The 18,414-nt window shown below is 54.5% G+C and carries 18 protein-coding genes; 12 read left to right on the top strand and 6 right to left on the bottom strand.

What is annotated here, in order from left to right:
• Positions 1-72: 72 nt before the first annotated feature.
• Positions 73-1,359: an MFS transporter gene (locus ABC395_RS10925; RefSeq protein ID WP_413002951.1), complete on the bottom strand. Its 1,287-nt coding sequence runs from the start codon at positions 1,357-1,359 to the stop codon at positions 73-75.
• A gap of 175 nt (positions 1,360-1,534) precedes the next feature.
• Between ABC395_RS10925 and ABC395_RS10920 the strand changes: the two genes are divergently transcribed.
• From ABC395_RS10920 to ABC395_RS10910, 3 genes are all read left to right on the top strand, one after another.
• Entirely contained in the window at positions 1,535-2,353 is an 819-nt protein-coding gene (locus ABC395_RS10920; protein ID WP_413002949.1) for an EcsC family protein, read from the top strand.
• Positions 2,354-2,398: 45 nt separating this feature from the next.
• Positions 2,399-3,373 (top strand): tRNA glutamyl-Q(34) synthetase GluQRS, encoded by a 975-nt coding sequence (gene gluQRS / locus ABC395_RS10915; RefSeq protein WP_413002947.1) that lies wholly within the window; start codon positions 2,399-2,401, stop codon positions 3,371-3,373.
• Between the two features lie 153 nt (positions 3,374-3,526).
• A complete protein-coding gene (locus ABC395_RS10910) occupies positions 3,527-4,831 on the top strand; it encodes an MFS transporter (RefSeq protein WP_413002945.1) in 1,305 nt (434 codons plus the stop codon).
• A 154-nt stretch (positions 4,832-4,985) separates the two neighbouring features.
• Here ABC395_RS10910 and ABC395_RS10905 read toward each other — a convergent pair whose 3' ends face one another.
• Entirely contained in the window at positions 4,986-5,660 is a 675-nt protein-coding gene (locus ABC395_RS10905) for an SOS response-associated peptidase (protein ID WP_413002943.1), read from the bottom strand.
• 317 nt (positions 5,661-5,977) lie between these two features.
• Here ABC395_RS10905 and ABC395_RS10900 point away from each other — a divergent pair, with 317 nt between their 5' ends.
• From ABC395_RS10900 to ABC395_RS10875, 6 genes are all read left to right on the top strand, one after another.
• The gene (locus ABC395_RS10900; protein WP_413002942.1) at positions 5,978-7,855 is read left to right on the top strand and encodes an LTA synthase family protein; all 1,878 of its coding nucleotides are present in this window, start codon (positions 5,978-5,980) and stop codon (positions 7,853-7,855) included.
• Positions 7,856-8,113: 258 nt separating this feature from the next.
• A complete protein-coding gene (locus ABC395_RS10895) occupies positions 8,114-8,554 on the top strand; it encodes a MarR family winged helix-turn-helix transcriptional regulator (protein ID WP_103996009.1) in 441 nt (146 codons plus the stop codon).
• Between the two features lie 6 nt (positions 8,555-8,560).
• A complete protein-coding gene (locus tag ABC395_RS10890; protein ID WP_413002940.1) occupies positions 8,561-9,211 on the top strand; it encodes a beta-barrel domain-containing protein in 651 nt (216 codons plus the stop codon).
• Between the two features lie 14 nt (positions 9,212-9,225).
• Entirely contained in the window at positions 9,226-10,875 is a 1,650-nt protein-coding gene (locus ABC395_RS10885; RefSeq protein ID WP_413002938.1) for a DHA2 family efflux MFS transporter permease subunit, read from the top strand.
• A gap of 46 nt (positions 10,876-10,921) precedes the next feature.
• Positions 10,922-11,458, top strand: coding sequence for an NAD(P)H-dependent oxidoreductase (locus tag ABC395_RS10880; RefSeq protein ID WP_413002937.1), 537 nt, complete (start codon positions 10,922-10,924; stop codon positions 11,456-11,458).
• A gap of 25 nt (positions 11,459-11,483) precedes the next feature.
• Positions 11,484-12,623 (top strand): hypothetical protein, encoded by a 1,140-nt coding sequence (locus ABC395_RS10875; protein WP_413002935.1) that lies wholly within the window; start codon positions 11,484-11,486, stop codon positions 12,621-12,623.
• Between the two features lie 154 nt (positions 12,624-12,777).
• Here the strand turns inward: ABC395_RS10875 and pdxK are convergent, their stop codons facing one another.
• From pdxK to ABC395_RS10855, 4 genes are all read right to left on the bottom strand, one after another.
• Positions 12,778-13,590 carry a pyridoxine/pyridoxal/pyridoxamine kinase gene (gene pdxK, locus ABC395_RS10870; RefSeq protein WP_413002933.1) on the bottom strand — a complete coding sequence of 271 codons (813 nt, stop codon included), beginning with the start codon at positions 13,588-13,590 and terminating at the stop codon, positions 12,778-12,780.
• Positions 13,591-13,892: 302 nt separating this feature from the next.
• On the bottom strand, positions 13,893-14,420 hold the full coding sequence (locus tag ABC395_RS10865) for an ADP-heptose synthase (protein ID WP_413002931.1): 528 nt from the start codon (positions 14,418-14,420) through the stop codon (positions 13,893-13,895).
• Between the two features lie 130 nt (positions 14,421-14,550).
• On the bottom strand, positions 14,551-15,540 hold the full coding sequence (gene mgrA, locus ABC395_RS10860; protein WP_413002929.1) for an L-glyceraldehyde 3-phosphate reductase: 990 nt from the start codon (positions 15,538-15,540) through the stop codon (positions 14,551-14,553).
• 204 nt (positions 15,541-15,744) lie between these two features.
• Positions 15,745-16,410, bottom strand: coding sequence for a YjgB family protein (locus ABC395_RS10855; RefSeq protein ID WP_413002927.1), 666 nt, complete (start codon positions 16,408-16,410; stop codon positions 15,745-15,747).
• A 231-nt stretch (positions 16,411-16,641) separates the two neighbouring features.
• Here ABC395_RS10855 and ABC395_RS10850 point away from each other — a divergent pair, with 231 nt between their 5' ends.
• The 3 genes from ABC395_RS10850 (at position 16,642) to ABC395_RS10840 (ending at position 18,352) form a co-directional block, all read left to right on the top strand.
• Entirely contained in the window at positions 16,642-17,004 is a 363-nt protein-coding gene (locus ABC395_RS10850; protein ID WP_413002925.1) for a VOC family protein, read from the top strand.
• A 385-nt stretch (positions 17,005-17,389) separates the two neighbouring features.
• Complete coding sequence (locus ABC395_RS10845; RefSeq protein ID WP_413002924.1) at positions 17,390-17,872, top strand: DUF2975 domain-containing protein; 483 nt, start codon at positions 17,390-17,392, stop codon at positions 17,870-17,872.
• A complete protein-coding gene (locus ABC395_RS10840) occupies positions 17,873-18,352 on the top strand; it encodes a DUF2975 domain-containing protein (protein ID WP_413002922.1) in 480 nt (159 codons plus the stop codon). It abuts the gene before it with no gap.
• Positions 18,353-18,414 lie beyond the last annotated feature (62 nt).

The following is an 18,414-nucleotide window of genomic DNA, read 5'->3' as shown; positions in this document are numbered from 1 at the left end:
TTGTAGGGCATGCTTTGATTGCACGGGTCAACGCCGCTTATGGCCGGGCCGCTCGCACTCCGTCAACCTCCCCTACAAAGCGGAAGCGACTTTGTTTTTACCGGCCGTGCGGGAGACGGGCGCAAGCTTGGGCAGAATGGACCCCAAGAGCAGCATTCCTGTAATTCCTGTCGCGAAAAGTAATACAGCCATCGCCCACGCGGGCAGGAACCCGCCGATCACGACATTGATGGCGCATATAAAATGGGCGCCGCTGTACAACATCCCGTTGACCGCCATATACGAGCTGCGCGCATGGTCGGGAACGATGTTCACGAGAAACGCCTGCTTGATCGGAACATAGATCAGCTCCCCTATGGTCGCGATCAGCATCAGGACTAGAAGGGCCCGCGGATGACTGCCCATGGCCAGGTAGCTGTAGCCCGCAATGTTCAGGAAGAGACCGACGAACATCGTGCGGGTGCCGCTGTATTTTTTAAGCAAAAAACCGGTAAACAGCGAAAGGACCACAATGGCTAACGTATTCTCGGTTCTCAGAATGCCCAAAAGCTCAAGACCGCTCAAGCCCGTCATGCCAGGCAGCAGAACGGCTCCGTGAATATCCCTCTCCAGGCGTATTCCGATATACTCCGTCAAATTAAACTCCACCGAAACCAGGAGCAGACTGGCCAGTATGTAGATCATAAAAGTCCGGTCACGGAACACTTCCCCGTAGCTTCTCAGAATGTGAAAAGGTCCGCCGCCCGGGGCCGGGACGCTTTCCCCCTCCGCCGGAGCAGCAGGTGCCTGCAGCGTTTCAGACAACAGGATCAGGGTAACGAGGTAAGAGACGAACGTGACCGCCGCTACCCCGATTAACAATTCGAACAAGTACGAGCTGAACAGGAACGCGCCGATTATACCGGCGATCGAGATCGACAAGTTATTCAGCCAGTACGTAATGCGGTACATAAATTTACGGGCCCCGGGCTCGGTCACGTCGATCAGCATGGCGTCAGCGGCGGGCTTGCTCAGCCCCCAAGCGGCTCCGATGACAAGACTCATCGCCAGGGTCAGGTACGGCGACTGAAACCAGGGCGAATTCGCGGCGGCCATCACCGCGTAAGCGGCGGTGCAGACGAGTTCGCTGGCCAGCATCAGTTTTTTGCGTCCGATGCGGTCCGCATAATAGCCGCCGATAAACGTGGCGGCGACGCCTGCGGTGATGTTGCCCATAACCGCTAGTCCGGCTATCGTCGTTCCGAGCGTTTTGGCGAAATAAACCGCCATGAACGGCAAAACCATGCCGCTTAGAATGCCCGTCACAAAGTGCAGCGTTATCCGGATTTTTACATTAGGGTGAAAATCTCTGAATCTCATATCCATTTCCTCATCTTCCGTCGGTGCTGGGTGCTTGTTTCCGTTTCCCCAGTGTACCAAATCGTTCCCCGTTAAAAAAGGTAAATGAACGGCAGAGGATTTCCCCTTTTCTGAACCGCTTTTCTTCTTTTGCGCGTATTACTAAAAAAACGACATCTCACAAGGAGGTCCGGACATGCACCCGGCGGAAACCAGAGACGAACTCCTCAACCAATTGAACGAAATTCATAGATGGGAAAACGAACAGAAAGATATCTTTTTCTGGGAAAAGCTAAGCCGCCTTCCTTTCGCCCTGCTGGACAAGGTTACCCCCCGTTTTCTTCAGGACCGTATCGGACAGCTTATCGATGAAATGGGAAGCTACATTCAAACCGGCGGTAAATACCTCGTTTCGGAAAAAGGCATGCTTGAACATCTTGCCAAGCATACGGCGGAGGAAAAAGAAGCCCGCCAAGACGTCCCGTCCATCCGGGAAGCCGCGCATCTCCCCCTTGCGGTCATGGACCGGGCCGTGGATTCCCTGTCCGAATCCAGATCGGCGCTCGCGACCGTACAGGGAGCCACCACGGGATTCGGCGGCATTTTTACGCTGGCGATCGATATACCGGCCCTGCTGGGCCTTTCCCTGAAAGTGCTCCAGGAAATCGCCGTCTGCTACGGCTACGATCCCAACGACAAGAAGGAGCGCATTTTTATTATCAACTGTCTGCAATTTTCCTCTTCCGATATCGTGGGAAAGAAAGCCGTCCTGGAGAAATTGTCCGATTACGACAAAGAGGGCCGGCAATCCGTTTCCCAGCTTCAGGGCTGGCGTGAAGTCGTCACGACGTACCGGGACAACTTCGGCTGGAAAAAGCTGTTTCAGATGATTCCCATTGCCGGCATGCTGTTCGGAGCCTATTTTAACCGGGGCACGATCCGGGACGTCGCCGAAGCCGGCAAAATGCTGTACCGCAAACGCCGCATTCTCGAAAGGTTGAACGAAACCTCTTAAAGGAGTATCTTCATAGATATCTCGTATGAAAGGGGCGTAACCACAATGAGCTCAAGCGAAATACGGGGGCGCTTCGCCCCTACTCCGTCCGGCGAACTTCATATCGGCAACGCCCGTACCGCTCTGCTCGCCTGGCTGCAAACCCGGGCGGCGGGCGGTACGTTCGTCCTGCGGATGGAGGACATCGACAAGCCGCGCTGCCGGCCCGAGCTGGCCGAACGGATCACCGAAGACCTGCGGTGGCTCGGCCTCTGCTGGGACGAGGGCCCCGGTGCGGGCGGCCCGTGCGGACCGTACGAGCAGAGTGCCCGCGGGCACCTCTACGAAGAGGCGCTGCGGAAGCTGCGTGAGAGCGGGCATCTGTACCCCTGCTACTGCAGCAGGGCCGAGCTTCACGCCATCTCCAGCGCCCCTCACGGCCTCTCCTCGGAAGGCCCCGCCTATCCCGGCACGTGCCGGTTTCTGACGGAAGGCGAGCGCGAGGCGCGGGCGGCGGTCAAAGCGCCCGCACTCCGCTTCGCGATGCCTCCGGAGGATGTCGCTTTCCGCGATCTTGCCGCGGGAGCGCAGATTTTCCCCGGCGGGGCCGGAGGGGACTTCGTCGTGCAGCGGGCGGACGGCATCGTCGCCTACCAGCTTGCCGCGGCCGTCGACGATGCCGCCATGGGCATCACCGACGTCCTGCGCGGCTGGGATCTGCTCGACTCCACCCCGCGCCAGCTCATGCTGCTGCGGGCGCTTGGGTACGAGCCGCCGCGCTACACGCATGTGCCGCTGCTCTACGGGCCCGACGGCCAGCGCTTGTCCAAGCGGCACGGCTCCTTGTCCGTGTCCGCCATCCGCCGCGCGGGAGTCCCGCCCGAGACGCTGCTCGGCGTGCTGGCCTTCCTGTCCGGCCTCACCGACCGGCCGGAGCCTGTTCAGGCTTCGGAGCTGACGGAGAACTTCCGGCTGGCGGCGTTTCCCCGTCATCCCGTACAGCTCAACCGGCAGCTGCTTCGGCTCTTATCCGCCGGCTGAGATATATTCCGCTCCCGACGTTCGGGAAGAAGCGGCAATTCATCTCCGGCCGGCAGGATAAAATTCCTCTTCTCTGCGCAAAGTATTCCTAGCTTTGGCGACCGGATCACCGGAGATCCTGAGGAATTCAACCGAGGAGAGTGAATCCGCCTTATGGAGGCGAAAAAAAAATGGGATCTCATTTCTGTGGCGTCCATCCCGCTGATCATGACTCTTGGAAACTCCATGCTAATTCCTATCCTGCCTTTGATCCGTGAAAAGCTTCACGTGACCTCCTTTCAGGTCAGTCTGCTTATTACGGTCTACTCGATCGCAGCGATTATCCTTATACCGGTTGCCGGGTTCCTGTCGGACCGGTACGGCCGCAAAATCGTCATCATCCCCAGCCTGATTATCGCCGGCATCGGCGGCGCCGTCTGCGGATTTGCAGCCTGGTTCATGCCCAATCCCTATATAACGATCCTGCTCGGCCGCCTGCTGCAGGGTATAGGCGCCGCGGGCGCGGCTCCCGTCGCCATGCCTTTGGTCGGAGACATGTTTACGAAGGAAAGCGACGTCAGCAGCGGACTTGGCGTCATTGAAACGGCCAACACGGGAGGCAAGGTGCTCAGCCCCATACTCGGGTCCGCCCTGGCCGCCATGGTCTGGTTCCTGCCGTTTATGGCCATTCCCGTTTTCTGCCTCATTTCCGTCCTGATGGTTCTTTTTCTCGTGAAAAAGCCGGAGAAAAACGGCGGCAAGGAAGCCGGCACCGACCATAAGAAAGCGAAGGCGGAAAACAAACGTGCGGACAAAAGCGGGAATCCCGCGAAGGGTCCGTCCAAAAAATCGGAAGACACCGACGGGGCACCGATCTCTCTTCCCGTATTCTTGAAAGACCTGAAATGGATCTTCTCCAAAAACGGAAGATGGCTGTACGCCATTTTCGCCATCGGCTGCATCTGTATGTTTTTGCTTTTCGGGGCTCTTTTTTATTTGTCGGAGCTGCTGGAAGAGAAGTACAAACTGCACGGCATTTTGAAAGGATGCGTTCTGGCGATTCCGCTGACTCTGCTCTGCCTGACGTCTTTTATTACCGGCAAAGTCATCGGCCAGCATAAAAAGCGGATGAAATGGCTGACGTTTATCGGCAGCCTGATTGCTTTGGGGGCGACTGTCGGCTGCCTTTTCTTCAATTCGCTGTACGGCCTGCTTACGATGCTTTCCCTGCTCGGCATCGGCATCGGACTCGCCCTTCCCTGCCTGGACGCCTTTATTACCGCGGGAATCGACAAAGCCCAGAGAGGCACGATATCCTCCTTCTACAGCTCCATGCGGTTCATCGGTGTGGCGATAGGTCCGCCGGTCGTATCCGTCCTGCTGTCCAAATATCCGGGTATTCTGTTCTATGTACTCGGCGCGGCCTGTCTGCTGGCAGTCTCTGCTCGCCCTGTTTGCCATTCATCCCTCTACGGATGAGGAGCCCCGGTCCAAACCGGAGCCTTCCCCCGCCTGAAAACGAAAAGGCTTGTCCCAGGGACAAGCCTCCTCTTTTAAGGAGATTTCTTTTTCCTAATCATCCTTCATTCACTTCGCTTACTTCATTTACTTCATTCAGGCCGGCTCTTGTTCTTCACTCTTTTATCCAGGCGACTTTTAAATTCATCTCTTCGATACAATGCGATTCGTCCAGTTCGAGGTTGGAAATGGCGGGCGTCACGGGATAGGCTTCCATCGCTTCGGCAGGAAAAGGCTTGAGGAGCGGGATGAGCCGATCGGTGTCTATCGCCCCCTGCGACATCCAGTCTCCGATCGAATGCTGATTCAAAATAACCGGCATCTGGTTATGGAAGGAAGTAATCAGCGCGTTCGATTCCGTCATCAGCAGCGTACAGGTCCGAAGCTCCTTCCCTCTCGGGTCGCTCCATACATCATACAAACCGGCGATGCCAAAAACCTCACGATTCCGGGGCACCACACGGACGGGATAGCTTTTCTTCCCTTCCGTCTTCCAATAATAAAAACCCGAGCACGGTACGATGCAGCGCTGACGCATAAAAATTTTACGGTAAGCGGGATCCTGATGAACCGACATCCCGTCCGCGTTGACCGCATCTCTTGCCCAAAACGGGACGAAACCCCAGCGGTATTCGTCCAGCACAAGCTCCCCGTTTACGGAAACGATTACAGGCACATGCTGCCGGGGCGAGATATTGTACCTCGCTTTGTAGGGAACCGCTATTTTGTCCACGGAGAACCGGTTCTGAATCTCGGCTAAATCGGCCGTCAGCGAATATTGTTTGCACATGGAAATCATCCTCCTGTTGCGCTTTATTGTGCCGCGCTCCAGGAAATATATTCTATTTAATTTTCCTTTTTTAGACATTTACCGACATTTTCAGACAAAATATTTGGTGGATGCCGCTTTTTGGGGTACAATAGTCCAGAAGAATATGGGGTTTTCCGTTCCTTTTCTATATAACAGGCGTTTTACATATGAATGGGTATTTCATCAATAAAAGTCTGTTATCCATGATTTGGTTTTACCTGTAAAGGGACACGTTCATAATTCCTTAATATTTTTCTTGTATAAAAGTATAGATCGAAAGGAAAGGAGCCTATTGCATGAGCATTCGATGGAAAGAATGGTATAAAAGCATGTTTGTTTGGACGATCGTGCTGCTGCTTGCCAAGATGGCACTGTTCCGGATCTTGGTCTATGACAAACTGACCCTGGATAAAATTTTAATAGACGCCTTCGATGTGATGGTAGCAGCCTGTCTTATCGAGCTTTTCCGGCCCGGGCGTGTAAAAACAGCACTTTTCTGGATTTTCAACATTGCAGTCAGTTTGGCATTGCTCGCATCCGCTATTTACTTTCAAAACTTTGGAACGGTTCCCATCTACACAACGTTAAAGCAGCTAAATCAAGTGGGACAAGTTTCTTCATCCGTACGTTCGATTATGAGACCGGAGGACCTCCTGTTCTTCGCGGATATTTTCGTTGTTCTGCTGTTCAAGCTCGTCGTGCGTAAAAGACCGAAAAGAAATTACGTGCCTTTCCGGCTTCCGTCACCGGTTACCTATGCGCTCATGATCGTGAGCGTACTGCTGGCCTCCACTTCCATTGCGGCCGCTTCGGGTACCAAGAACGAACTGAAAAAAGGAGAAGAACTCGGTTTCTTCGCTTATCAGGCCGTTTCTTTGTTTGACGGACTCCGCGCCAACCGGACCAACTATGCGGACATTTCCGAAGTCAAGCAAAATTTGACGGAGCTGGAAGCTTCCTATCCTCGGAGCGCCCCATTGGCGCAAGGGGCGGCGCCTAACTATTTCGGCACGGAAAAAGGCAAAAACGTGATCGTGGTCCAGCTGGAAGCATTCCAGAACTTCCCGATCAATCTGGAAGTGAACGGCCAGGCGATCACGCCGAACATGAATGAGCTGGTCAAGTCCAGCTTCTATTTCAACAACTTCTTCCAGCAAGTCGGGCAGGGCAACACTTCGGACGCCGAGTTTATTTCCAATACGTCCATTTACCCCACCGCAACCGTGGCCATGTCCAGCGGCTTCAACAACCGCGAGCTGCCCGGCCTGCCGAGAGCGCTTAACGCATTGCAGTACGAAACGAATACGTTTCACGTCAATGACGTCAAATTTTGGGACCGGGACAAAATGTATCCCGCTCTGGGATTTAAGCAGTATTTCGACAAACCTTCGTACACGAACGACAACTTCAATGCTTTCGGCGCATCCGACGAAGAATTGTACCGCACCGGCATGAAACGTCTCGTGGAACTGAATAACGAAAACCAGCCGTTCTACGCCCAGTTTATCTCGGCATCCAGTCACCATCCGTTCAAAATACCCGCGGATAAACAGACGCTGGTTCTGCCGGAGAACATCAAGGGCAAGCAGCTCGGGGACTATCTGGAAGCCGTCCATTATACGGACTATGCCCTGGGGACCCTGATCGACCAGCTCAAGGAGAACGGCATGTGGGACAAAACGATTCTCGTGCTGTACGGGGACCACTTCGGCCTGCAGCCGCAGGACAACGATCCTAAGATGGTCAAAGAGGCGCTCGGAATCGATTACCATGAGCAAATTTCCCGTTACAATATTCCGCTCATTATTCATGCCCCTTCCCAGCAGGAAGGCACTATGATCGAAACGGCCGGCGGCCAGCTGGACATTATGCCGACCGTAGCCAATCTGCTCGGCATCCGTCTGGAGGAAGCGGGGATTGTGCCGTTCGGGCACGATTTGCTCAATGTGACGAAGAACGTGTCCGGAATCCGGTATTACCTGCCGACCGGCTCCTTCGTCAACAACGATGTTTTATTCGTACCGGGCGAAGGCTTCGACGACGGGACCGCGGTCTCGCTCAAAACGCACCAGCCTGTCACGGATATCAGCCAGTACCGCAAAGATTACGACTATATTATGGATTTGATGGAGCTTTCGGATGAATATGTGAAGCTGCTTCCCGTCCGCAAATAAGTACCTACCGCTGCAGGAGCCGGATTTATTCCAGGCACCTGCCAAGAAGGCGGCGTCCCTCGGGACGCCTGCCTTCTTTCTTTTTTGCGGAGAAACGGTCCGGACGAGGCTGGATAGTTGCTGGATAGTTAGCTGGATAGATGTGGAGAAACTTCCGTTTTGATATGTTTGACATGTTATTTATTCCGTAGCATAATATTGACTATCGAATGTTTCACTTGTGAATCATTAAACAGTACAACGATAGGAGGCGAGAGCATGGAGAGCCCGCTTTACCCCATCTATACTTCTTTTCGTGAAGTTAATCAGACAATCAAGCGTATCCTTCGCACGAATGCGGAAGCGGTGGGGTTATCCCATGTGCAGTTCACGATTCTCCGACTCCTGAAAAATTGTCCCGGCACCAATGTGACGGAGTTGGCCGAGCGCATGCAGCAGACGAACAGCTCGGTCAGCGTAGCCATCGAACAATTGGTCGGGATGGGACTTGTGGATCGGATCCGCAGCGACGAAGACCGCCGGAACGTCAAATTAAACTTGACCGAAAGAGGTACGGAGAAGGTAAAGCTGTCAATGAATGAAGATTCGCATCTTTATAAACAGCTTGTGCGGATTTTGAAAGTCCCGCCTCAGGAGATTCAAAACATGCTGGACACGCATCAAAAAATTTTAGATCAGCTAAATGCCAAGGAGGAATAAAGTAAGATGGGTTACACCAGAATCGTTATCACCAACGTAGTTGTCATTATTGTTTTAATTGTCGCCGCAGTTACCGGCTATTATTTCTATAATCAGTCGACCACTTATATCAAAACCGAGAACGCGCAGATTGCCGGCCAGCAGATGCTGATTACCGCTCCCGCGACAGGCAAGCTTGAGGATTGGAAAGGCAAAGTCGGCCAAGTGTTTAAAGCCGGCGACGTCATCGGCACCGTTCAAACGGCCGGAGCTCAAGGAACTACAGCCGTTAACGTGTCTATGCCTGCCGACGGCACTGTCGTACAGACAAGCGCTTATGACAATGAAACCGTGGCTCCCGGCACACCGCTCGGTTATGCCTACAACATGAGCAGCCTTTTCGTCAACGCCAACATCGAAGAAACACAGCTTAAAAACGTGAAAGTCGGCCAAACCGTCGATATCTATGTCGATGCTTTCCCGAACAATACGCTGACCGGAACCGTGAATCAGATCGGCCAGGCTACTGCCGGTACGTTCTCCATGCTTCCGCAAAGCAACAGCAACGCGAACTATACGAAAGTCACTCAAGTTGTCCCGGTTAAAATCATGCTGACCGATAATCAAGGGGTTGCACTCGTACCCGGTATGAGCGCCGAGGTCCGCATCCATAAGTAAGGAGCGATTAAGGAATGTCCGAAACAAAAGCGTTAGTTGTCTATAAGGAGAAAGAACCCGAAGAAGACATGACGAAGCATCGTGGTACGGTGCTTCTCGTTTTAATTCTGGGTGCCTTCGTCACCATTCTTAATCAGACGCTTCTCAATGTGGCCCTGCCCCATTTGATGAATGATTTCAATGCGTCTGCGGACACCATTCAATGGCTGTCCACCGGTTACATGCTGATTAACGGGATTATTATTCCGATCTCCGCGTTCCTGATCGGTACGTTTACGACCCGCCAGCTGTTCATCTCCGCGATGATTTCGTTCACCGTCGGCAGTCTGATATGCGGCATGGCGCCGAACTTCACGATTATGATGATCGGCCGTATCGTACAAGGCGCGGGCGCCGGTATTATTATGCCGCTCATGATGACCGTTATTCTGAACATCTATCCCCCGCAGGTGCGCGGACGCGCTATGGGTACGATCGGGATCGCAATGTTCTTCGCTCCTGCCGTGGGCCCTACTCTGTCGGGCTGGATCATCGAGCACTGGACATGGAGAATCTTGTTCTACGTGGCCATGCCGATCGCCATTCTCGATATTATTTTTGCTTTTCTTGTCTTGAAAAACGTCACGAAAGTAACGAAGCCCGTTTTCGACTTCCTGGGATTCGTTACGTCGACGATCGGCTTCGGCTCGCTCCTTTACGGGATCAGTGAAGCCGGCAGCAAGGGCTGGGATTCCGTTCCGGTCGTCTCGACCATCATCATCGGGGTCGTCTTCATCGCCCTGTTCATCGTGCGCGAACTGACGGCCAAACACCCGCTTCTGAATCTGCGGGTTTTCAAGTACAACATGTTTTCACTGAGCACGGTCGTCAGCTGTATCGTGAACATGGCCATGTTCGGGGCGTCTATCCTCGTTCCGATCTATGTTCAGAACATCCGGGGGTACAGCCCGATGGAAGCGGGTCTGCTTATGCTGCCCGGCGCGCTTCTTATGGGGATCATGTCGCCGCTTTCCGGCGCCTTGTTCGACCGTTTCGGCATTAAGCCGCTCGCCTTTATCGGTCTTACCATTACAGCCGTCACGACTTGGGAATTCGCGCATCTTAACGCGGATACGACCTATTCGACCCTGATGTGGCTGTACACGATCCGCATGTTCGGCATGTCGTTCATTGCGATGACCATCATGACGACGGGGCTTAATCAGCTGCCCAGAGAGCTGGCCAGCCACGGCACGGCCGCTTCCAATACGGCGCGCCAGATCGCCTCTTCGATCGGAACGGCGATTCTGGTTACCATCATGACAAATCGCACAACCTATCATGTGGGCCAATATGCGAACGACCTGTCCTTGTCCAATCCGAACTACAATCCGTCGGGGCTGGAAAGCATGGGCGCCGCATTTGCCCAACAGATGGGACAGTCTCTGGCGGCCGGCAAAGCGTATGCGAGCCAGATGCTATACGGCCTCGTTACGAAACAATCGACCATTCAAGGCATCAACGACGCCTTCGTCGTTGCGACAGGCCTTACGATTGTCGCCTTAGTCGTTTCCTTCTTCTTCCGCCGCGTCGCTCACGGCAAAACCGCCAAGAAAAAAACGGCCGAAAAAACGGCCGAACCGATTGAATTGACGGAATCGAGCGGACAGACGGCGCGGGTCTGATATCCGCGCTTTCCCATTTGACCTTGTCACGGAAAGGAAGTCCATTATGAAAATTTATGTAGTTTACGACAGCGAGAGCGGCCATACCGAAGCGCTTGCCCGCTCTATCGCCGAAGGCGCCGCCGGTCATCCGGAAGCCGAAGTTCTTCTCCGCCACGTTAACGAAGCACAAATCAGCGAGCTGGAAGACGTGGATGCCATCATATGGGGCTGTCCGGGCCACTTCGGAACGATAAGCTCCGGACTCAAGAGCTGGATCGACAAGCTCGGTTACATGTGGGCCAAAGGCGAGCTCATCGGCAAAGTCGGCGCCGCGTTCTGCACGACGGCAACCGTACACGGCGGCATCGAGATGACGCTGTGGAACCTGATTACACCGATGCTGTACAATGGCATGATTATCGTCGGCCTGCCGAGCAACGTGCCGGAAAACGTGCTCTACGGCTCCTACTACGGCGTCGGCATCACTTGTCCGGTCGAGGCGTCCAAGGATGCGCCTCCCAACCTGCCGACCGAGTCGGACCTGGCTCTGGGACGCGCCCTGGGCAAACGGGTTGCCGATATCGCCCGAAAGCTAGCCTAAAGCGTTAAGGAAAGGATGATACCCGTTGGACTTATTTTATTTCCTGGCCATTGTGGTCATCGGCCTTCTGGTTCTCATCCCGGTTAATCTGAAGCTGTTCCGCAAGTCGGCGCAAAGCCGGCAGCTGGAGAAACCGGCCGAAGAGCAAACTTCGGAAAGCCGGGGCGGCAACTTAACCGAGGGCCGCGCTCCCGGAGCCGGCGAACCGCGCGTAGAAGCTCCTGCGGCACATGCGGGCACAATCGGCGCCGCACCCGCAGCCGCCGCTTCACCGGACCTCGCGGAGGCATCTCATGCCGGCACGGATCACGGACGCCCGGTGGAAGACCGCGCTCCGGAACGAGCCGTTCCCGCCGCAGCTTCCGAGGCGCCGGAAACCGCCCCCGCACGGCCGGACGCTCCGGCTCCTTCCCCGGAAGAGCCGGAGGAGGCACGTTTCGCGCAGACGGCTGACGAGTCCCTAACTCCGCCTGCTCAGCAGCCGGAGGACGAGCCCGAGCTGCCTCCACGCAGCCAGCGGCATGCGGGCCACACGCACGGCCGCAAAGCGTCGCTGCGCGGCGGCAGCATCCGTCCCGCGGCCCAAGCCCGGTCTGCCGAGGCGCCGCTGCCGGCGGAGCCGCCGCACGAAGCGGCCGCACAGCCGGATGCAGGCATGCTTGCATCCGGCGGAAGCCGTGCTGCGGAAAGCGCGGCCCCTTCGGCCGAGCCGCGGCTGCAGTCTGCATCCCTTTGCGGACCGCAAGCGCAGCGCCGAGCCGCCGCAAGCGGCAGACGCCGGCAGTGCAGCCGGCTCCGCAGACGAAGCGCCGCACAAACCGGCGGCTCCTGCGGCTACGGCTCCTGCGTCTACGGCTCCTGCGTCTACGGCTCCTGCGTCTACGGCTCCTGCGTCTACGGCTCCTGCGGCCGCAGCCGGCCACACCCCGGCTGCGGACCGCACGCCGTCCGGCGTTCAAGCGCCGCTTGCCGGCGAAAGAGCCGCTGCGGCTCCCGCCGGTGGGGCCGATGGAGACGACGGAGCGCATCCGGACATGGATTACCGCGAAGCGCTGCGCCGCGGTCTTCGTCCCGAACCGGAGCCGGAAGCCGCGCCCGAGCCGCGGAAAGACGAAAAATACGACGACCGGAAGTACCGCGATACACTGCGGGACATGTTCCGTGAAGCCGCGAAAAACGCCGGCAGCAGCGGAACGGATAATCGCAAGTAATCTCCGCGGAGTTCCACGGTCGTTCAGCACAAAAACCCCCGCATACGGAGATTTCTCCGCATGCGGGGGTTTTTAATATGTGCCGGTCCGGCAGTGACGAATGACGGCTTAGTTTCCGCCGCCGTATACCCGGTATGCCGAATGAAGCGTAGGGCCGACATACTGGTTCAGCGGGAACGAATGGCGGATCGCTTCCGTGATGAAAGCTTTCGCCGTGTGAACGGCTTCCCTCACGGATTTGCCTTTCGCCAGCTCCGCCGTGATCGCCGCCGAGTACGTGCAGCCAGCGCCGTGCGTATTCGACGTTTCGATGCGGTCGGATTCCAGCAGCTCGAACGTTTCGCCGTCGTACAAGACGTCAACCGCTTTGTCGTGCTGGAGCTTGCCGCCGCCTTTGACGAGCACGTATTTGGCGCCGAGCTTCTTGATTGCCGCTGCCGCTTCCTTCATATCTTCCACGGTACGCAGAGGGGCATGTCCGCTAAGCTGAGCCGCTTCGAACAGATTCGGCGTCACAATCGTGGACCGCGGCACCAGTACGTCGCGCAGGCTGACGGTCGTTTCGGGATGAAGCGCCTCGTCGTTGCCTTTGCAGACCATAACCGGGTCGATGACGACATTTCCGACGTTCTCGCGGTCGATGGTGCGGCCTACGAGCTCGATGATTTCAACGGAACCGAGCATGCCGGTTTTCATGGCATCCACGCCGACTCCGTGAAGAACCGTCTCCAACTGCGGCGCAAGCACCTCGGTGGAAATCGGGAAAACCTGATGGGCCCATCCGTTATGCGGGTCCATCGTGACAATCGTGGTCAGGGCAGTCATGCCGTATACGCCGCGCTCCTGGAACGTTTTCAGGTCGGCTTGGATGCCGGCTCCTCCGCTGGTGTCGGAACCCGCAATCGTTAATGCTTTGTACATAGTCTTGTCCTCCTTGCGATAAGGTCTTCGGTGTCGAATCAGAGGTGCGGTTTATAACGATCCTGCTCGAAAATCGTCTACTCTCTATCCTACGGCACCGCGTGAAAATGTGCAATACACCGGAGGCGCCGCGGTGTTTCTGCGGATCCTGCTCTCACCTGCGTACTGCGCCAAGCACCCGGCATCCCGTGCCCGGCAGCGCGGTGAGGATGGTGAACCATGCCGCAACGAAAAAAGCCGCCTTTCGGCGGCTTCACGCAACGGCTTTCACGTAACGGCCCGCCCGGAACGGGCGGGGCGCCTTACAGCAAATTTTTGAAATCGTCCGCGGATATGCCCTCTTCCACCGCAAACTCGAAGTCGTCCACATCGTATATCTGTACCGGAATTTCCGCCTGAATGATTTTTTCAACCAGCTCGACCTGATCGGTCAGCATAGGGGCCTTCTCGTGCAAGGCCGTCAAAATCAGCTCGGTTTCCACCGGATCGAACGATTCTCCGTAATGAGCGTTATCCACGGAATTAATCACGATAAAAGAGACCGAATCGTTCACGAGGATCGGCGGGCTTTTACGCCACGGGACGGTCAGGGCCCGTTCGATTTTTTTCTTGTTCAGCGGGTCCTCGAAAAAAGTGATCAGCTCTCCGATCATCCCTTTAACATGCGCGTCCTCCTGCGGATCGGGCATAACCGGCTCCAGGCTGTCCTTCAACTCGTACAACTCGGCAACGGTGGAGTACGGCAAAATATATTCTACCGGACGTCCGGGTACCAGCAGTTGTCCATATATGGCAACCAGGACGGACTCGATAATAAAGCGTCGGCCCATCGTTTCTTCCCCCTTTGTAGATCGGCACAGCCAAAATAGTCAACTACCATCATAACACTTCCCTCAGGGTCCTTCCAGCGTTATGGGAATATTTTGTCCGGCCGGGTGAGCATCGCAAGAAGCTGCCTGCTCAGGCTAGTACGGACTCGATCAGTTTCAGCTCTTCCGCGGTGAAGTGGAGGCCGGAGACAACCGCCGCGTTCTCCTCGATCTGTCCCGGCCGGCTTGCGCCGATCAGCGCCGAGGTCAGGCGTCCCTCCCTGAGCACCCAGGCAAGCGCCATCTGGGCCAGTGTCTGCTTCCGGTCGCCGGCGAGCTCGTTGAGCCTCCTGATCTGCTCCAGCTTCTCCGGAGTCACGTCTTTTTCCTGCAGGAAGACCGACGGTTTGGCCGCGCGGGAATCCGCCGGAATGCCGTCCAGGTATTTGGTCGTCAGCAGGCCCTGTGCCAGAGGACAATACGCAATGCTGCCGACGCCGTTTTCCTGGAGTACATCCTGCAGCCCGTTTTCGATCCACCGGTTGAACATCGAATACGACGGCTGATGAATAAGCAGCGGCGTGCCCAGCTCCTTCAGAATACGGATCGCCTCGGCCGTCTGCTCCGCCGTGTAGTTGGACACGCCGACATAGAGCGCTTTGCCCTGCCGGACCATCGAATCCAGCGCCATCATCGTTTCTTCGAGCGGCGTCTCGGGATCAAAGCGGTGGGAATAAAAAATATCCACATAATCGAGTCCCATCCGCTTCAGGCTCTGATCCAGGCTTGCCGTCAAATTTTTGCGGGAGCCCCACTCCCCGTACGGGCCTTCCCACATGAGATATCCGGCTTTTGAAGAAATGACGAGCTCATCCCGGTAAGGCGCGAGGTCCGTTTTCAGTATACGGCCGAAATTTTCTTCCGCCGAACCCGGTGGTGGCCCGTAATTGTTTGCGAGGTCGAAATGGGTAATACCGAGATCAAACGCTTTTCTGATCATCGCCCGGCTGTTCTCAAATGAATCCGATCCGCCGAAATTGTGCCACAATCCCAGTGAAATGACCGGCAGTTTCAAGCCGGAACGTCCCACCCGATTGTAAACCATGGAACCGTAGCGATCCTTATCCGCCAAATAATGCATAAATATAAGCACCTCCGTCGATGAGTAAGTTAGTATGTCCGTTAGGAACTTCGTTCCGGCCCCGCTTCCCTCTTATAAAAAGCCGTATAAAAAGACCGGTATACATTGAAATTCGCCCGCAAGCTTCATTTACCTGCCGCGCCGCTTCTTAATCATTCGGACACATTAAAAAAGGCGGCTCCCTCGGAGGGAACCGCCCGTCTTTTATCCGGCCATCAGATTTTTGGCATCCTGGGGGCTGTACACCGAGATGTGATCCACCCTGCCGGTCGATTTAGGAATGACGAACTTCAACTGATACTGACTGCCGGCTGCGTACGTATAAATCGTATCGCCCCCGTTGACGGTTACTTCCGCCGGCTCGCCCAGCGTCTGTTTTATATCCGCAAGAGCAAGCTGCCGGAGGGCTTTATCGTAGGAACGCACATCGAAGATCAGCATCCCTTTGTTGAAGCCGAAAGTGACTCCACGTTTCTCATAAGTCGCATATTGGCCTTTCCCCGCCCCTTCCTGCTTGTCGGGCTTGCCCCATTTCTTCTCTACCTCGTCAAAAAGTCCCGTGTGGGCGGCATACTCCACGCCGGCAATCTGACCTTTGCGCGCCAGCTCCATGAGGCCTTTGACCTGCGCCGCTTTATCGGCAGCGGCCGAATCCCCTTCTTCCGGCTTGGCCGACGGAGTCGGCGCTGTGCTCGGAGCCGGGCTGCCGCCCGGACTTGCCGACGGAGTCGGCGCGGCGGAAACGGTCGGCGCGGCTGTGGGAGCCGGCGCGGGTTTCGAATCCGAGCCGCATGCCGTCAAAGCAAGCGGCAGGGACATAACGGCAGTCATCATCAGCATACGGCTTTTGTGCGTTAAGTTTGAGTTCATGGCTTCCATCACTCCTCGGGTCGTTTCAGGGAGTCTGCGCTCCCCGTTTTTTTCTGGGCTGTGATTCACGGATCTGACATTTACGGCCTCGGCCCTCATCTTGCCGAACGATGCGCGCTTTCGCAAGCGTACGCTTCCCTTCGCCGGTTTGATCTTGGGCGGAAGCTCCACTATACTTGAGCTGGATACACTATCCAGACCCTATTTCGAGTATACTCCAGGAGGACAACCATGATCAAACAAGCGGGCACGATTGCGGTTTATGTCAAGGAGCAGCAGGCATCCCTCAAATTTTGGACGGAACAGGCCGGGTTCGCCGAAAGGGCCAACCATCCGATGGGTCCCGACGCGTCCTGGATAGAAGTGGCGCCGCCCGGCGCGCAGACGCGCCTCGTGCTTTATCCGAAAGCCATGATGCCCGGCTGGGAGGAGCAGAAGGCGGCCATCGTTTTCGAATGCGACGATATTCATGAAACCTACAAGACGTTGTCCGCCAAAGGCGTCCGTTTTTTGGAACCGCCGAACAAGATGCCTTGGGGAACCTATGCGCGTTTCGAGGATATCGACGGAAACGAATTTTTGCTGAAGCAGTAGAAGGCCCCGAAAATCCGGACAGCTCTTCCTGCGCAGCCAAAAACACCCGCCTTTACGGACGGGTGTTTTTTATTTCGGCTATGTTAAATCTTAGGATATGGAACCTATTCGAGTAATTGATGAGATTCAAGAGCAAAAGCACAAAAAGGGACTGGTCTGCCCGCATTGTCCTAATAGAGTCGTCGTACGTTTCGGCCAATATATTAGTTTCTTGCTGCGCTAAAAAAGGTCCTGACCGAAGCATTCCAAGGTATTGTCGAAATGGACGAGACTTATTTCTTGTGAAAATTTCAATAACAATATAATAAAATACAATATAGAATTATTGTAAAACGATATATCACATGCTAAAATCATGTTGTCATAAATAAGTGAGGTGCTTTAAATGAATGTTAAACAAGGTTCAACCATTTTCTTAAAGGTAATTATTTTTCTCGCTGGAATTGCAGTGCTTGCTTTGTGTGTCTATTGGTTGCCTGCAGCAACGAGGAGAGATGCCCTAGCAAATCCGGATTACCATTACCAGGTTTATCCCCTTTTAGTATGCGCGTATGGAATCTGTATGACGTTTTCTGTCGCATTGTATCATGTGTTTAAGCTATTAACTTATATCGAAAGGAACAACGCTTTCTCCGAGGTATCCCTTAAATCTTTGAAGGTGATAAAGAGATGTGCCTTTACAATCATCTTCTTCATTTTGTTAGTGATAGCATACTTAAAGGTGCTTGCTAAAACCACAGGAGATGACGCGGCGGGTCCGATATCGCTAAGTCTAATGGCTATTTTTGCAACAAGTATAGTTGCAGCCATTTTAGAAGTTCTTCAAAAACCAATCAGAAATTTTCTGGATAAAAAAGAGGTGTTATAAATGGAAAAAGCACCCACATTGTTTTTAAAATTAGCGGTCATTCTTATGGGGATTCCAGTTCTTGCTCTGTGTATATTTTTAGTGCCTCATGTAGCGAATTTCGCATCCGAATCATACCCGAATATCGCTTCAGTGAAATATTTCGTTTTCATCCTTATGTATGGAGCGGCTATCCCTTTCTATTTTGCTCTCTATCAAGCTTTCAATCTTTTGCGTTATATGGATAAAAGCAAATCATTTTCAACCTTATCCGTACATGCATTAAAGAATATAAAACATTGTGCGATTACCATCAGCAGTTTATATGTATTAGGCATGCCGCTCATTCATTTTATTGCGAAGAAAGTTGACCCTCCTATTGGTTTATTGGGACTCCTTATCATTTTTTCTTCGTTGGTTATCGCTTTTTTTGCCGCTGTCCTTCAACGGCTTTTGCAAGAAGCGATTCACATAAAATCAGAAAATGATTTGACGGTCTGAAAAAGTTAATAACCGCCCTTTACAGGGCGGTTATATTTTTGGTTGAACATTAACATTGAAAA

The sequence above is a fragment of the Paenibacillus canaveralius genome, from assembly GCF_047238265.1.
Lineage (GTDB): Bacteria > Bacillota > Bacilli > Paenibacillales > NBRC-103111 > Paenibacillus_F.
This window is presented reverse-complemented; position numbering and strand designations above follow the sequence as displayed.

Coding starts and splice junctions, on each gene's coding strand:
- ABC395_RS10845 (WP_413002924.1), top strand. CDS start 17,390: ATGAATGTTAAACAAGGTTCAACCATTTTCTTAAAGGTAATTATTTTT.
- ABC395_RS10910 (WP_413002945.1), top strand. CDS start 3,527: ATGGAGGCGAAAAAAAAATGGGATCTCATTTCTGTGGCGTCCATCCCG.
- ABC395_RS10895 (WP_103996009.1), top strand. CDS start 8,114: ATGGAGAGCCCGCTTTACCCCATCTATACTTCTTTTCGTGAAGTTAAT.
- ABC395_RS10840 (WP_413002922.1), top strand. CDS start 17,873: ATGGAAAAAGCACCCACATTGTTTTTAAAATTAGCGGTCATTCTTATG.
- ABC395_RS10905 (WP_413002943.1), bottom strand. CDS start 5,660: ATGTGCAAACAATATTCGCTGACGGCCGATTTAGCCGAGATTCAGAAC.
- ABC395_RS10855 (WP_413002927.1), bottom strand. CDS start 16,410: ATGAACTCAAACTTAACGCACAAAAGCCGTATGCTGATGATGACTGCC.
- ABC395_RS10900 (WP_413002942.1), top strand. CDS start 5,978: ATGAGCATTCGATGGAAAGAATGGTATAAAAGCATGTTTGTTTGGACG.
- gluQRS (WP_413002947.1), top strand. CDS start 2,399: ATGAGCTCAAGCGAAATACGGGGGCGCTTCGCCCCTACTCCGTCCGGC.
- mgrA (WP_413002929.1), bottom strand. CDS start 15,540: ATGCATTATTTGGCGGATAAGGATCGCTACGGTTCCATGGTTTACAAT.
- ABC395_RS10925 (WP_413002951.1), bottom strand. CDS start 1,359: ATGAGATTCAGAGATTTTCACCCTAATGTAAAAATCCGGATAACGCTG.
- ABC395_RS10850 (WP_413002925.1), top strand. CDS start 16,642: ATGATCAAACAAGCGGGCACGATTGCGGTTTATGTCAAGGAGCAGCAG.
- pdxK (WP_413002933.1), bottom strand. CDS start 13,590: ATGTACAAAGCATTAACGATTGCGGGTTCCGACACCAGCGGAGGAGCC.
- ABC395_RS10865 (WP_413002931.1), bottom strand. CDS start 14,420: ATGGGCCGACGCTTTATTATCGAGTCCGTCCTGGTTGCCATATATGGA.
- ABC395_RS10885 (WP_413002938.1), top strand. CDS start 9,226: ATGTCCGAAACAAAAGCGTTAGTTGTCTATAAGGAGAAAGAACCCGAA.
- ABC395_RS10920 (WP_413002949.1), top strand. CDS start 1,535: ATGCACCCGGCGGAAACCAGAGACGAACTCCTCAACCAATTGAACGAA.
- ABC395_RS10880 (WP_413002937.1), top strand. CDS start 10,922: ATGAAAATTTATGTAGTTTACGACAGCGAGAGCGGCCATACCGAAGCG.
- ABC395_RS10890 (WP_413002940.1), top strand. CDS start 8,561: ATGGGTTACACCAGAATCGTTATCACCAACGTAGTTGTCATTATTGTT.